This is a genomic window from Phenylobacterium sp. (assembly GCF_030693805.1).
Taxonomy (GTDB): Bacteria; Pseudomonadota; Alphaproteobacteria; order Caulobacterales; family Caulobacteraceae; genus Phenylobacterium.
Map to the genome: position 1 here is coordinate 1 of NZ_JAUXZW010000391.1, position 13251 is coordinate 13251.

At 64.8% G+C, this 13251-nt stretch carries 18 protein-coding genes; 10 read left to right on the forward strand and 8 right to left on the reverse strand.

The features are described from left to right. The first annotated feature begins 186 nt into the window (after positions 1-186). The gene (locus Q8M88_RS17755; protein ID WP_371132738.1) at positions 187-294 is read left to right on the forward strand and encodes a CoA transferase; all 108 of its coding nucleotides are present in this window, start codon (positions 187-189) and stop codon (positions 292-294) included. Here Q8M88_RS17755 and Q8M88_RS15595 read toward each other — a convergent pair. The 4 genes from Q8M88_RS15595 to Q8M88_RS15610 all read right to left on the reverse strand — a co-directional run bounded on the left by Q8M88_RS15595 (position 291) and on the right by Q8M88_RS15610 (position 3559). Further along, entirely contained in the window at positions 291-995 is a 705-nt protein-coding gene (locus Q8M88_RS15595; protein WP_305598073.1) for a glutathione binding-like protein, read from the reverse strand. The two genes, Q8M88_RS17755 and Q8M88_RS15595, sit on opposite strands and share 4 nt — an antisense overlap. Before the next feature lie 203 nt (positions 996-1198). Beyond that, positions 1199-2116, reverse strand: a complete 918-nt coding sequence (locus Q8M88_RS15600) for an alpha/beta fold hydrolase (protein ID WP_305598074.1) — start codon at positions 2114-2116, stop codon at positions 1199-1201. Positions 2117-2288: 172 nt separating this feature from the next. Then, the gene (locus tag Q8M88_RS15605; RefSeq protein WP_305598075.1) at positions 2289-2819 is read right to left on the reverse strand and encodes a nuclear transport factor 2 family protein; all 531 of its coding nucleotides are present in this window, start codon (positions 2817-2819) and stop codon (positions 2289-2291) included. Between the two features lie 209 nt (positions 2820-3028). Next, the gene (locus tag Q8M88_RS15610) at positions 3029-3559 is read right to left on the reverse strand and encodes a flavin reductase family protein (RefSeq protein ID WP_305598076.1); all 531 of its coding nucleotides are present in this window, start codon (positions 3557-3559) and stop codon (positions 3029-3031) included. A gap of 304 nt (positions 3560-3863) precedes the next feature. Here Q8M88_RS15610 and Q8M88_RS15615 point away from each other — a divergent pair, with 304 nt between their 5' ends. Next, positions 3864-4052 (forward strand): hypothetical protein, encoded by a 189-nt coding sequence (locus tag Q8M88_RS15615; protein ID WP_305598077.1) that lies wholly within the window; start codon positions 3864-3866, stop codon positions 4050-4052. Positions 4053-4068: 16 nt separating this feature from the next. Here the strand turns inward: Q8M88_RS15615 and Q8M88_RS15620 are convergent, their stop codons facing one another. Further along, the gene (locus Q8M88_RS15620) at positions 4069-5142 is read right to left on the reverse strand and encodes a phosphotransferase (protein ID WP_305598078.1); all 1074 of its coding nucleotides are present in this window, start codon (positions 5140-5142) and stop codon (positions 4069-4071) included. Between the two features lie 309 nt (positions 5143-5451). After that, entirely contained in the window at positions 5452-6537 is a 1086-nt protein-coding gene (locus tag Q8M88_RS15625) for a sterol desaturase family protein (RefSeq protein WP_305598079.1), read from the reverse strand. A 135-nt stretch (positions 6538-6672) separates the two neighbouring features. Here Q8M88_RS15625 and Q8M88_RS15630 point away from each other — a divergent pair, with 135 nt between their 5' ends. Further along, entirely contained in the window at positions 6673-7002 is a 330-nt protein-coding gene (locus tag Q8M88_RS15630) for a hypothetical protein (RefSeq protein ID WP_305598080.1), read from the forward strand. 168 nt (positions 7003-7170) lie between these two features. Next, entirely contained in the window at positions 7171-7758 is a 588-nt protein-coding gene (locus Q8M88_RS15635) for a glutathione binding-like protein (RefSeq protein WP_305598081.1), read from the forward strand. Between the two features lie 216 nt (positions 7759-7974). Here the strand turns inward: Q8M88_RS15635 and Q8M88_RS15640 are convergent, their stop codons facing one another. Then, positions 7975-8970, reverse strand: a complete 996-nt coding sequence (locus Q8M88_RS15640) for a D-2-hydroxyacid dehydrogenase family protein (protein WP_305598082.1) — start codon at positions 8968-8970, stop codon at positions 7975-7977. Between the two features lie 221 nt (positions 8971-9191). Between Q8M88_RS15640 and Q8M88_RS15645 the strand changes: the two genes are divergently transcribed. The 5 genes from Q8M88_RS15645 to Q8M88_RS15665 all read left to right on the forward strand — a co-directional run bounded on the left by Q8M88_RS15645 (position 9192) and on the right by Q8M88_RS15665 (position 11935). Next, complete coding sequence (locus Q8M88_RS15645; RefSeq protein ID WP_305598083.1) at positions 9192-9413, forward strand: hypothetical protein; 222 nt, start codon at positions 9192-9194, stop codon at positions 9411-9413. Between the two features lie 91 nt (positions 9414-9504). After that, positions 9505-10074: a histidine phosphatase family protein gene (locus Q8M88_RS15650; RefSeq protein ID WP_305598084.1), complete on the forward strand. Its 570-nt coding sequence runs from the start codon at positions 9505-9507 to the stop codon at positions 10072-10074. A 124-nt stretch (positions 10075-10198) separates the two neighbouring features. After that, entirely contained in the window at positions 10199-10963 is a 765-nt protein-coding gene (locus tag Q8M88_RS15655; RefSeq protein WP_305598085.1) for an SDR family NAD(P)-dependent oxidoreductase, read from the forward strand. Between the two features lie 64 nt (positions 10964-11027). Continuing rightward, entirely contained in the window at positions 11028-11504 is a 477-nt protein-coding gene (locus Q8M88_RS15660; protein ID WP_305598086.1) for a MaoC family dehydratase N-terminal domain-containing protein, read from the forward strand. Between the two features lie 8 nt (positions 11505-11512). Next, complete coding sequence (locus Q8M88_RS15665; RefSeq protein WP_305598087.1) at positions 11513-11935, forward strand: MaoC/PaaZ C-terminal domain-containing protein; 423 nt, start codon at positions 11513-11515, stop codon at positions 11933-11935. A 20-nt stretch (positions 11936-11955) separates the two neighbouring features. Here Q8M88_RS15665 and Q8M88_RS15670 read toward each other — a convergent pair whose 3' ends face one another. Beyond that, a complete protein-coding gene (locus Q8M88_RS15670; RefSeq protein WP_305598088.1) occupies positions 11956-12174 on the reverse strand; it encodes a hypothetical protein in 219 nt (72 codons plus the stop codon). Here Q8M88_RS15670 and Q8M88_RS15675 point away from each other — a divergent pair. Continuing rightward, positions 12173-13144, forward strand: a complete 972-nt coding sequence (locus Q8M88_RS15675) for a nitronate monooxygenase family protein (RefSeq protein WP_305598089.1) — start codon at positions 12173-12175, stop codon at positions 13142-13144. The two genes, Q8M88_RS15670 and Q8M88_RS15675, sit on opposite strands and share 2 nt — an antisense overlap. Positions 13145-13251: the final 107 nt, after the last annotated feature.

Genomic DNA, 13251 nt, shown 5'->3' on the forward strand with positions numbered 1-13251 from the left:
GACGCTGATGGTCGGCACGACGGAGATCATGAAGAACATCGTCAGCGAGCGGCTGCTGGGCCTGCCGCGCGAGCGTGATCCCTCGGCCAAGGGCGACTGGAGCGAACAGGTGCAGAACCGCGCCACCCAGACCTAAGCCAATACGCCGCCAGATCCAGGGGCTCGTCTTCGGACCCCTGCGATCCGGTGGCCGGAACAGGGACGACCAGAACGCTGGCCGACTGCGGTGCGGAGGTCATCAAGATCGCGGACGTGGGCGGCGGCGACCTGATGCGCGGGGCGACTGCAGGCTAGGGCCGCTTGGGGATTTCGAGCCCGCGCTGCACGGCGGGCCGCGCCAGGCAGCGCTCCAGCCACGCCGGTACGTGCTGCAGGGCGCCGTACTCGACCAGGTCTCCGGCCCCGTAGAAGCCGACCAGGTTGCGCACCCACCCGAGCAGGGAGATGTCGGCGATGGTGTATTCCGATCCCACGATCCACTCGCGGCCGGAGAGGCGGCCTTCGAGGACGCCGAGCAAACGCTTGGATTCGGCGACATAGCGGTCGCGAGGACGCTTATCCTCGAAGTCCCGCCCGGCGAATTTGTGGAAGAAACCAACCTGGCCGAACATCGGACCCACGGAGGCCATCTGGAAGAAGATCCACTCCATCACCTCGTACCGGCCGGCCGCGTCCCTCGGAATGAAGCTGTTCGTCTTCTCAGCCAAGTAGATCAGGATCGCGCCGGATTCGAACAGGCCAATCGGCTCGCCGCCCGGGCCCGCGGGGTCGACGATCGCCGGGATCTTGCCGTTTGGGTTGAGCGACTCGAATTCCGGGGTGAAGGTTTCGTTCTCGCCGATGTTGATGAAGTGCGGTTCGTACGAAAGGCCCATCTCCTCAAGGGCGATAGAAACCTTGACGCCATTCGGCGTGGGCGTTGAGTAAAGCTGTATCCGATCTGGATATTGCGCCGGCCACCGTTGCGAGATCCCGAAATCGGACACCGTTTTCATAGGTCTGCTCCCATTCTTGTTGGTGGCGGCGCTGCGACGGCCGCCTGCGTCGGTCTCAATAGCAGGTTCATCGGCGCCTTGGCCGGGGGCGGGACGCATCCTGCATCGGCGTGCGCGAAAGGTCGCGCACGCCGAAACCCGGCCGCTAAGTGCGTTCGCCTTCCCGGATTGGTCCGCAACCGGGACTTACCGGAAACCGTCGATCAGAGCAGGTAGCTGCGGATAGCCTCGATATACTCGTCGGGACATTCCCACATCGGCCAATGGCCGACGCCAGCGAACTCGTAGAACTTGGCTCCGATCAGGTCAGCGCAGTATTCGCCATAATCCGGACCCAGCATAGGGTTGAACTCGCCGTACATGACCAGGGTGTCGGTCTTCCAGCGCGCCTTGACCTCTTCCTCCGAATAGCGGGACCCGACGGTGCGCGGATCTGGCCCGTCCAGTCCGAACACGCGGCGCAGCGAGGCGTTGATCTCAGGGTCCGACCAGGCCCGCTGGCGGATGGCGATCATCTCGTCGTCGATCGAGTCGTTGTCGTGAACCAGCCACCAGAGCCGATCGCGGACCTTCTCATAGCTGCGGTCCAGCACCGCCTTCTGTGACAGCTCGAAGAGATCGCCCTTGAAAGGCTGCTTCTTCCAATCCGTGCGCTTCGTCTGCACGGCGCCGAACCCGTTCAGGATCAGCTTGCTGACGGTCTCCGGGAAACGTATGCCGATCTCGAAGCCGATGGCCGCGCCCATGGACTCGCCTTCGTAGACCGCCTGCTCGTAGCCGAGCGCATGCAGCAGATCGACATACGCCTCTGCCTGCAGCTCGGTGCGCCGCGCCGGGTCCCAGGGCTCCTTCGAGCTGTACCCATGGAACAGGGCGTCCACCGCGATGACCCGGAAGTCGCGGGCGAGGGCCGGCAGCACGCGGGCGTAGGGTTCGCCGTAGCCGCCGATGCCGTGGTACATGAACAGGGGCGGGCCATCGCCCTTCTCGATGATGCGGTGGGTCCAGCGATCGCCCTTGATGAAGCGGATCTGGCAGCCCAGCAGCTCGGTGGCGATCGTGCCCCATTCGCTACGCGGACGTTCGTGTACGGGGTGCTTCAGCTTCAGATGTTCGGCCATTTGCGCGTCCTCCTCCTAGTGTGACATGGCGAACTGAGTGTTCGCTCTCGTCTTGGGTGCTCCAGGCCAAGCGACCCAGCATTGTTGTTCGCCGTGGCGCGGAGCACCGAAGGGTGCGCATGTTACCTTGGGGAAGCCAGAGGGAAATCGCCGTCTGCCGAAAATGCGGCCCCTAGAGGGTCTCGAGCAGGTATTGCCCTGCAATCTTGCGTCCGAAGGCGAACGCCGACTGGATCGGATTATAGTACTCCTTGCAGTGTGCGATCTTTCCGTCGCGGATGTCGAAGCGCATCACGTAGCGGTTCCGATACTCCTTGCCGGTGGCCATCGTCAGATGCGCGCGGCATTCGATGAACACCCGCGCGCCGTCAGCCGAGAAGGTGATGTCGGCTTCGCTGATCCCGTGCGCCACGCCTTCGGCCTTGAAAGCCGTCGCCCAGAAGTCGGTGACCTCGGCCTTGCCGCGATAGATCCGATAGGACTGTTGATCGGTCTTTCCGGACTCGTTGAACGGCAACTCGATGACGATGTCGTCAGCCATCATTCCCGGCATGATGGCTATGTTCTTGGAGTGGACTGCGGCGAACCACGCCTTCAGTAGGTTGGCGGACGCTGCACGTCCTGCCGGCGAGTCGACCGGATGCACATAGCCGTCGATCAATTGGTCGAAATCGGCCTCGAAGGTCTTCACGTCCTGGCTCATGGCGTCATCCTGTCGTCAGCTACAACCAGATCGGCGCCGTCATCCAGCGCCTCGAGGCGCCCGGCGACGCCGACTGCCGGCAGTTGAGACGCGCGGCCCACACGACGCAAGAGGCTGGCTGGAGTCACGCCCCGCCCTGTTCGCCAAGCGGCTGACCGAGCGCGGAAATGGTCGCGTAGTCGGAGGCCCCAGCGTCGGACCAGGCTCGATCAGTCGCGCAAACCGCGAAAGGCGCGATCGTAATAGACCAAAGGAGCCGCCGAACGTCGGACGCTCTTCGTCACCGTCAGGATGACCACCGTGTGCGTGCCGGTGTCATGGCGCTGGCTGATATCGCCGGACAGCGTGACGAGTGCATTGCGGTAAGTCGGCGGCGCGTCCGTTGACAGATTCCACTTGGCCGCCGAGAACCGCTCGCTGGTCCGCGACGTGGCCGAAAACCGCTCGGCTTCCTGCTGATCGTCCTCGCTCAGGATCGTGATGCTGCAGGTCGACGCCATCGCCATCGCGGCATGGCTGGAGGCTTCCTTCCGCACGCAGAACAGCACCCTCGGCGGTTCGGTGGAAAGCGCGATAAGGGAGCTGATCAGAAGGCCCTTTGGCGTGTCGCCGTCCCAGCAGGCGACGATGGAGACGCCTCCGGCGAGCTTCGACATCGCGTCGCGGAAGGCGGCGGCGTCAGCGGGTGAAGTGACGGGCGCGGGGGGATCGCGCCGCAGGCCGGCCTCGATGTGGCGCAAGATCAGTCCAGAGTCGTTGTCGTACGCGCTATGGTCTTCGAATTCATCAACCAGCTTATGGCCCTCGCTGCCGTCGCGCCTGCAAGACCGAGACCGCGATCCTGCAAGTCCGCACTGATAAGATAGTCCGGCGGATCGTGAAAACCACGGTCCAACACGAAGTATTCGGCCGAAAGTATGCGGGAATATGTAGCCCGGCTGGCGGGGTGCACGCCTGACCCGAGTGGAGCGCGACGAAAGAGCGCTTGAGCCTGCGTCCGCGCGCAGGATGCTCAACGCCTGCGCCAGCTTTATGGATGATGCGATGTCCAGCGTCCGCAACGCCCGCGTCGGCCGGGCGCGGCGGGCGAGAAAGGCGCAGGCGCCCAGCCGCCGATCGTCTTGTGATCGCGCGATGGATGGCCTCCAGGGTGCGATGCGGCGCGGCTCGCCGACATCGATCGCCTGTCCGGCGCCGCTGCTGGACGGCATTACCGTGGAGATCAGCGCGTGACGCCGACCGTCCCGCGCTAGCCTCGCGAAACGCCCAGCGCCTCGAGGGGGTCGAGATCGATGGCTGCGGCGCAGGTTACTATGCCCGCCCGGTTGATCATCTCGAGCGTGCCAGCTTCGATCGGGTTGCAGGCGCCGTCCAGCACGGCGCGAACGGCCTGCTGGCGATGGACCAGCCAGGCTGCGTCGAGGTCGGGAAGCTCCATGCCCGCAGCGGCGCCGGCCTTCAGATAGGTCTTGATCAGATTGCGTTCCTCAGCGCGCCGATCTTCGATGCTGAGGCCGCTCATGATCAGCCAGGACATGTCGTAGAGCGGGGTGCCGCAGAACGACAGCTGGAAGTCGGCGAAGCCGCCGCGCCCGTCGGTTTCGAAGAAGGTGTTGTAGCCGTGAGTGTCGCCGTGCAGCAGGGTGAAGGGCGCGGCGTCGTTCAGCGCCCACATCCGCGCCAGGGCTTCACGCGCGAGTTCGGCGCTGCCGACGGCCTCGATCAGCTGTTCGCCGTAGACGCGGGTGACCAGGTGATCCCAGTGCTTGTCGCGGATCATGTAGCCGCTGAAATCACGCTCGGGCCGCTCCCAGCCGACGGTGAAGGCCTTCATCTTCTCGTCGAGCCAGAAGGCGCCGTGCATGGTGGCGAGCTGCTCAAGTAGATCGGCGACCTGGTCTACCGAGAGACGCCCCCAGTCGCCGAACTCGACGGGGCGCAGCGCCAGGTCTTCCAGCATGGTGAGGCCTTGGCGGCGTTCATCCGTCGCAGAGAACAAGCACCGTGGGATGTTCATCGGAACGCGTTCGGCGAACTCCGCGTAGAACAGCGCCTCACGCTGCAGCACGACCCAGTAGCGCTTCAGCTGAGCCTCTGTGAAGCCTCCCTTGATGTAGACCGACGGCGGCGGCTCGCCCGTCCCTTTGGAAGCGTAATCCAACTCGAAGCGCGCCGACGCCGAGGTGCCGACGCGCTCCCCGCTGCGCCGAAACCCTGAGACCTGCACGCCAGGAAACCGCGTGGAGAGCGCCTTGCTGAACCATTCCGGCGTGAATTCGTCGAAGCTGTGCGGCAGCTCCATCTCGGTTTCGACCCCGGTCATTTCGCTCTCCCAGTGATTGCAGTTCACCGACGTATCCGGCCGCGGTGCTTTGTGCGGAACCCTGTGCAATCGCATCATGCTGGCCAGATGACGCTCGACGTGGCGTTCCGACGACCATTTCAGCCTGACGTCAGCTCAATTCCACCTTTGACCCGCGAACCTCACACGGAGCAAGGGCTGCATGGCGACGCAAGCGCGGATCGCCGTCTCGGACATCCAGGAGCGCGCTTTTGGGGTCGCCCTCAACTGCTCACGCCGGGCCGCGGGCGGTTCTGACAGAATGAGTGGGCGATCAGACGCGCCGGCGCATCAAGGGTGGGCGGCCAGCGATGTTGCGCGCCGGCTCGCGGGCGGCGGCGGGGACTCCGTCGCCACCGGGGGCGTGGCGTCGGTCTGAGCACGGCCGCAGGCGCGGCGGACCAGTCCGAGGCATGCGGCGAAGGGGCTGATCAGCGTTCCGGTCACAGAGTGCGGCGAGGGCTTTCCAGCTTCGATGTGGACGCCGAAGCGCAACGGCTCGCGGTGGCGGCCGGGCACGTACAGCGTCCCGAAGGCCCAATCCCATACCGAGAGGCAGCTGCCGAAGTTCTTGTCGAAATGGATCGGGTTGTCCGAGTGATGGACCTGGTGATGCGCCGGGCTGAGCAGGATGCGACCGAGCACGCCCGGAAAACTGATCCAAATATGCGAGTGCTGCAGGTGAACCGTGAGGAAAGTGAATGCGATCAGGAACACGTTCATTCCGAACATCATCGCGGACAACGGCGGCGCATCGAAAACATAATGCAACACCCCGCTGACTCCGCCGACCACCACCGAAAGTATGTTCAGGAACACGAGCGTATCGACGGGATGCACTCGGAAGACCGTGAGCGGGGAGAGCACTTCGGCCGTGTGATGGACCTTGTGGAATTCCCAGAGCATGGGGATCTTGTGGGAGAGATAGTGATCGAGCCAGTAGCCGAATTCGTACGCGAGATAGAGCGCGACGGTGATGATGGCTGTCTTCACGCCCGGCGGCGGACTGATGGCTGGCGAGGGGCCGAAGGCGCGGACCAGCAGGCCCGTGACCGGCGCGCTGAACTGGTCGGCGGAGAGGATCATTGCGCCGACCAGCAGCCCCGCCGGAAACGCGTTGAACAGGAAGAGCCCGACGTCGGCCTTGGTCGATGGACTGCGCAGCAGGCCGGCGGGAAACAGGGTCTTGATCAAAGCTGCCGGCCGCACGCGCCGGCCGGTCCGCAAACGCGCCCAGGATAGGCTGAGCGCTGCGATCAGAAGCGCGCTCAACAGCGTCGGCGCCCAGAACACTGAGCTGGGCGTGAGAAACACGTTGGAGATTTTGGCCGCCAGCATCTGGGCTGCATCGACCAAGGCAGCAGACGTGAAATTCATACCCTGGACTCGCCGCACCGACGCTGCGGACCCTAGGGCGCGGTGGTGACGTCGCCGTTAATGGGGCGACGAATTCCGGGCTACGCACTTCGCGGCGGGGTGGCTTGGGCGCGGCTGGCGGGCTAACTCATGCGCATGGCGCGCACCAAGCAAAATCCGGAGTTTGACATCGAGGTCGACGGGCAGGCCTACGTCTGGCGGCTGCACCGCCAGCCTCAGTGGTCCAGCGACGTCGCAGGGTGGCGCGGCATGGCGATCGCGGTGCGTCACACGGAGGGGCAGCGCGAGGCGGTTGTGGAGTTTCCGCCAGGCCCGCAGCCCAGATTCGGCGCTCCGCAACTGAAGCCCTCCCAGATCGCCACGGAACTTGTGGCGAAAGCCATCGCGTCCGCCGTCGCGGCGGGGTGGGAGCCGCTGTCGCGCGGCAAGACGGTCGCCATCGTTGTGGATGAGGCCGGCGGCTGAGTCTGATGCGTCGGGACATGGCGATTGCCTGGCTTCCGATGTATCCCGAACGCGCCAGGCATCAGGTCGTCCCAGTTCGCGAAGTCATCGCCAGCCAGCCCATGACCATACGCCCTGGCCAACCCGCGCCATAATGCAGCGGGACATGAACCCTAGGGAGGACCACCGATGAAGCTCTACTTCGCACCCGGCGCCTGCAGTCTCGCCGACCACATCGCTATGCATGAAGCCGGAATCGCCTTCGAGCCGGTGAAGGTCGACACGCGCAAGCATGTCACCGAGAGCGGGGCCGACTTCATGGCCGTGAACCCCAAGGGCTATGTGCCGGTGCTGGAGTTCGACGACGGCCAACGCCTGACCGAGAACATCGCGATCCTGAGCTGGACCGCGCAACAGTCGCCGGCCCTCGCGCCGAAGGACGAGATGGCCCGCCTGCGGCTGCTGGAGAGCCTGGCGTTCATCTCCACCGAGCTTCACAAGCAGTTCAAGCCGCTGTTCATGCCGACCTCGACGCCCGACGAAAAGGCCCGTCAAAGCGACCTCATCGCCAAGCGCCTGGAGTTCGTCGCCGGGCAGATGACCGACGACTATCTCTCGGGTCCGAACGTCAGCGTCGCCGACGCCTACCTGTTCGTGATGCTGCGCTGGTCGAAGGCGCTCGGCGTTAAGATCCCCGACAAGCTCGTGGCCTACATGGACCGGATGGCGGAGAGGCCCGCGGTCAAGACCGCCCTGCAGCATGAGGGGCTGAGCTGAACGCGGCGACCCGTACGCCGGCGCGGCCTCAACTGCATGGATGATCTGATCAAGGGCGATGCGCAGAGCGGCGCGTCCACCGGGCGCGCGCCCGGCGGGGGGCGTGTTCGCCCTTGCGCCTATGCGCCGGGGCCCTGATCGCACCGTCCAATCGCGATGACGAACCGGGCGATCTCGTCGCCGCTGAGCTGGAAGACGGCGTCGCTAGCTCAGGTGTCATCGCGGGCGCTGACGGGGATGGTTCAAGGCCTCGGTGTTGATCACCCGGATCGGCGCGCCGCGGGCAAAAGCGGCGATGGCGGCGGGCTTGTCGCCGTAGAACGCCATCAGAGTCTCCCTGGTCACATAGCCCAGGTGTGGCGTCAGTGTGACGTTTTCGAGCGTGCGCAGCGGGTGATCGGGCGCCGGCGGCTCCTCGTCGAACACGTCGAGCCCGGCGCCCGCGATCCGGCCGCTCTCCAGCGCCGCGATCAGCGCGGATTCCTCGACGATCGGGCCGCGCGAGGTGTTCACCAGATAGGATGTCGGCTTCATCAGGCCGAGCTCGCGCGCCGTCACCAGTCCGCGCGTCCGCCCGCTCAGCACGACGTGGATAGAAAGGATGTCGGCCTGCGCGAAGAGCTCATCCTTCTCGACGCGTCGGACACCGATTGCGGCGGCCGTCTCGGTCGTCAGGTTCTGGCTCCAGGCGATGACGTCCATGCCGAACACGCGACCATATTCAGCCATGCGCCTGCCGATCCTGCCAAGCCCGAGCAGGCCCAGCGTGCGTCCATAGAGGACGATGCCGACACTGTTCTGCCATAGCCCCTCGCGCATCCGCCGCTCCTCCTGCGCGAGGTGGCGCACGGTGGCGAGCATCAGACACCAGGCGAGTTCAGGCGTCGCATTCGCGACGCCCGGGAGCCTGGGGTGGTCGGGATCGGGATGGATGATCAACACGCCGTGCTCGGTGGCGGCTTCCATGTCCAGGTTGGGCAGGCTCCGGCCGATGATGGTCACCAGCTTAAGGTTCGGCAGCTGGGCGATGAGGCCGCGCGGCAGCGCCATGCGCTCGCGGATCGTGCAAAGGACGTCGAAGCTGTGCAGGGCGGCGGCGGCCTGCTCTTCGCTCAGATGCTCCCGAAAGACCTCGATCTCGGCGATCCCGTCGAGCACGGACCAGTCCGCCGACTCGAGCGCCACGCCGGCATAGTCGTCGAGAATCGCCACCGCAGCATCGTCCGCTCCTCGAATCCCTGGGTCTCGCCGCGGTCCCGCGCTCGGCGATCTCCAGCCAGGGAAGGGGATTTGTGTCTCGCGCGGTCAAGCTGACAATGGCCTTGCGGCGATTGCGCCTGAAGCGAAATCGAGGTCGAATTCACGCGAGGGAAGGCCTCGACCCTAGTCTGAAGGGCCATCCATGACGAGAGATCCGAAAACTGCTGGCCCTGTTGGACAAGCAGGGCATCTACGAAGTCGTCTGTCGCTTCGCCCGTGGCGCTGACCGGCCGGACCGCGAGCTGATGCGGTCCTCCTTGCATCCGAACGCGCTCCACCGCCACGTCAACAATGACGGCGCGGTCGAAGGCGCCTTCGCCGCAAGAGGTCGGCCAGGAAGCGAGGCCTTCGTCGTGGACTTGGATATGGATTGCGCGAGCCCGACTTTACGGTAGGCCAGGCACGGCTTGGCGCCTTGGGGCGTCAATCTGACTACGCCGCCTGTTGAAGCGAGGGACGGAAAATGAAGCTGAAGGGCGCCGCGCCATGGAACTGATCCTCGTGCGCCATGGGCTGCCGCTGCGCAGCGACGACAGTGCGGATCCGATGCTGTCGCCCGAAGGTGACGACCAGGCGGGCAAGGTCGCGGCCTGGCTGGCCCACGAAGGCGCGGACGCAGTGTGGTCCAGTCCCATGAAGCGCGCGAAGCAGACCGCCCAGCCCCTCGCCGATCGCCTGGGCCAAGGCGTGAGCCTGCACGAAGGTGTCGCTGAGTACGACGCTGACGGCGGTTACTACGTGCCGCTCGAGGTCCTCAAGCGCGAGGACTATGAGGCCTGGAAGGCTGTCACCAGCGGTCAGACCGCCCGCGACATGAGTGCATTCCAGAAGACAGTGGTTGCAGCGCTGGAGGAAGTGGTCGCCGCCCACGCCGGCCAGCGGGTCGCCGTGTTCTGCCATGGCGGGGTGATCAACGTCTGGACGGCCCACGTACTCGGCATGCCTGCCCGTCTGTTCTTCGAACCCGGCTACACCAGCGTCCACCGCTTCATGTGCGCGCGCAGCGGACAGCGAAACATCCTGGCTCTCAACGAGCGCGCTCACCTGCGTACGTAACCGAGCCGCTTGCCTAGGTCGCATTTCACGCAATCGACCGTTCCGATGTTCGCATTGGCAGACGTCGTCCCTGCACCCATAGTCGCAGCAAGACGAGCAGCGCCGTGCTCCGAGAACATGGGAAATGGAAATGCGATTTCTGGGCAAGGTTGCGGTGATCGCCGGCGCTTCGGAAGGAATTGGCCGGGCCACGGCGCAGTTGATGGCCGGCGAAGGCGCCACGGTCGTCGCCGTAGCGCGCAACGCCGAGAACCTGGGAAGCCTCGCTGCGGAGCCCGTCGAAGGACCGGGCGTCGTCGAGGGGTTTCCGGCCGACCTGGTGTCTGAGGAGGCCGTCGTGGCCGTCGTCGACCACGTGGTCAAGGCGCATGGGCGTATCGACATCCTGGTCAATAACATCGGCGGTTCGACCATCGTCGCCAAACCGTTCGCGACGGTTGAAGACACCTCGCTCGACGACTTCGAACGGATGCTGAGGTTCAACCTCGTGCCGACGTTCCTGATGTGCAAATACGCCGGCGCGGTCATGAAGCGCCAAGGCTCTGGAAAGATCGTCAATCTTTCCTCGCTTTCCGCGCGAGGCCACAGTTCGATCAGCCCCTATGGCGCGGCGAAGGCCGGTATCGAGAGCTTCACCACCAAGCTTTCACGCGAGCTCGGCCCGTTCGGGATCAACGTCAACGCGGTCGCGCCAGGTCTCGTACTGACCGATCGGATCAATCGTACGATCGGCGCCGTCTCGCCGGAGGTGCGGGCCGAGCGCGTGAAGTCGATACCGCTGCGCCGGGACTCGCAGCCGGAGGATCAGGCCAGGGTGATCGCCTTTCTGTGTTCCAGCGACGCTGACATGGTGACCGGCAGCACGCTGGACGTCTCCGGTGGGCTCTGACGGAGCAGTCCGGACCAGCAACCTCGGCGCGATTGGCGGTTTCCGAACATTTGACGGGGCTAACATGACGGAAGAAGACCTTGAACCCTTAGTGCAAGCGCTTCGGAGAGACCGCATAGGTCTTGAGTCGCCTCCCGACACGGTCCTTGTGGAGGCTGGAGCGATCCGCAAATTCGCCAAGTCGATCGGCGAGACGAATCCGATTTATTTCGATGAAGACTATGCGCGCAAGTCGCGGTTCGGCAGGATCATCGCGCCGCCGACTTTCCCGTCCTGCCTGATCTTCTCCGCCATGTCGCAGATACCGAGGGTAGGCCCTAATTTGGAAGCGTTGTCCCGCGTACTTCACACAGACGATATCGTGGAAAGCCATCGGCCGATCATGGCAGGCGATCGGATCACCTCGACGGCGCGCTGCGCCGACGTCTTCCAACGCACCGGCAAGCAGGGGGCGATGCTGTTCGAAGCGATCGACATCACCCAGACAGATCAAGCGAACGATCGGGTGGCAGTGGTCCGCATGATCACGGTCCGCTTCTGAGGAACGCCATGACCCCCATATCGCATATCAACGAACTGGTCCTGGGTCAGGCGATCCCGGAACTCGTCCACACCATCACCACCGCCGATCTCGTGCGCTACGCGGGCGCCTCCGACGACTACGCGCCCCAGCACTGGGACCATCTCTATATGTCGGAGCGCGGATTTCCGGGGGTGATCGTGCATGGCTGGTTCACGTTCGCGCTCATGTGCAGAGCTGCGACGGACTGGATCTCGCCCGAGACCGCCGACGTCGCCAGCTACGCGGTCCGCTACCACACGGTGACGCTTCCGGGAGAGATCCACCTTGGCGGCGAAGTCATCGCCCTCATGATCGATGGTGATGAACGCACCGCCGACCTGAAGCTCTGGGCCAAGAACACAACCGGGGTGATGACAACCTCCGGGACGCTGAGCTTGAAGTTCGCCTGAGGTGCGACGCCGTCCACGGTTCACGCGGCCTGCGCCACGGCGTCCAGCAGCGCGCCCGCGGGGGCGAAGTCGACGCCCCGCTCAGACAGAAGGCCCTCGACGTCCTTCAAGCGGGAAGGGTATCTCACGCGCGTCATCACCACGATGCGAACCACGGGAGACTCCGGCAGGTCGTGCGAGGTGATCTTGTCCTGAACCGTCGACGCTGCCGCGCAGCCCGCTGAAGAGGCCCATGCCATGAAGACCCGCATTACCGAACTGTTCGACATCCAACACCCGATCATCCAGGGCGGGATGCACTTCGTGGGCTTCGCTGAGATGGCGGCGGCGGTGTCGGAGGCCGGGGGCCTGGGCATCATCACCGCCCTGACCCAACGCACGCCGGAGTTGCTGCGAGCGGAGATCGCCAAGGCGCGGACCATGACGTCCAAACCCATCGGCGTGAACCTGACCTTCCTGCCCGCCACGACGCCGCCGGACTATCCCGGCTACATCGACGCGCTGATCGACGGCGGCGTGAAGATCGTCGAGACCGCGGGCAACAACCCGCAGAAGTGGCTGCCGCTCCTGAAGGAAAACGGCATCAAGGTGATCCACAAGTGCACCGCGGTGCGCCACGCGTTGAAGGCCGAGGCCATCGGCTGTGACGCGGTCAGCGTCGACGGCTTCGAGTGCGGCGGCCACCCGGGCGAGGACGACGTCCCGAACATGATCCTGCTGCCGCGCGCCGCGGACGAACTGAAGATCCCATTCGTCGCCTCGGGCGGCATGGCCGACGCCCGCAGTCTCGTGGCCGTCCTGGCCATGGGCGCGCAGGGTATGAACATGGGCACGCGGTTCATGGCGACCAAGGAAGCACCGGTCCATGACAACGTGAAGCAGGCTCTGGTCGCGGCTTCCGAACTGGACACCCGGCTGATCATGCGTCCGCTGCGCAATACCGAACGCGTGCTCAACAACGCCGCGGTCGAACGCCTGCTCGAAACCGAGAAGGCGATGGGCGACAAGATTGAGTTCAAGGACATCCTGGGCGAGGTCGCCGGCGTCTACCCGCGGATCATGCAGAACGGCGAGTTGGACGCCGGCGCCTGGTCGTGCGGGATGGTCGCCGGCCTGATCTACGACATCCCCACGGTGAAGGAACTGATCGACCGGATCATGTCCGAAGCCGAGGCGATCATCCGTGGGCGCCTGATGGGCGTGCTTTGACAGCCCACGAAGCACGAGGCACGCCAAGACTTGTTCTCGGTCAATGGATCGGTATGACCTTTGAATCAGCTCCGTGTGTCGACGCCCTTTGAGCGGCGTCTCCGGGG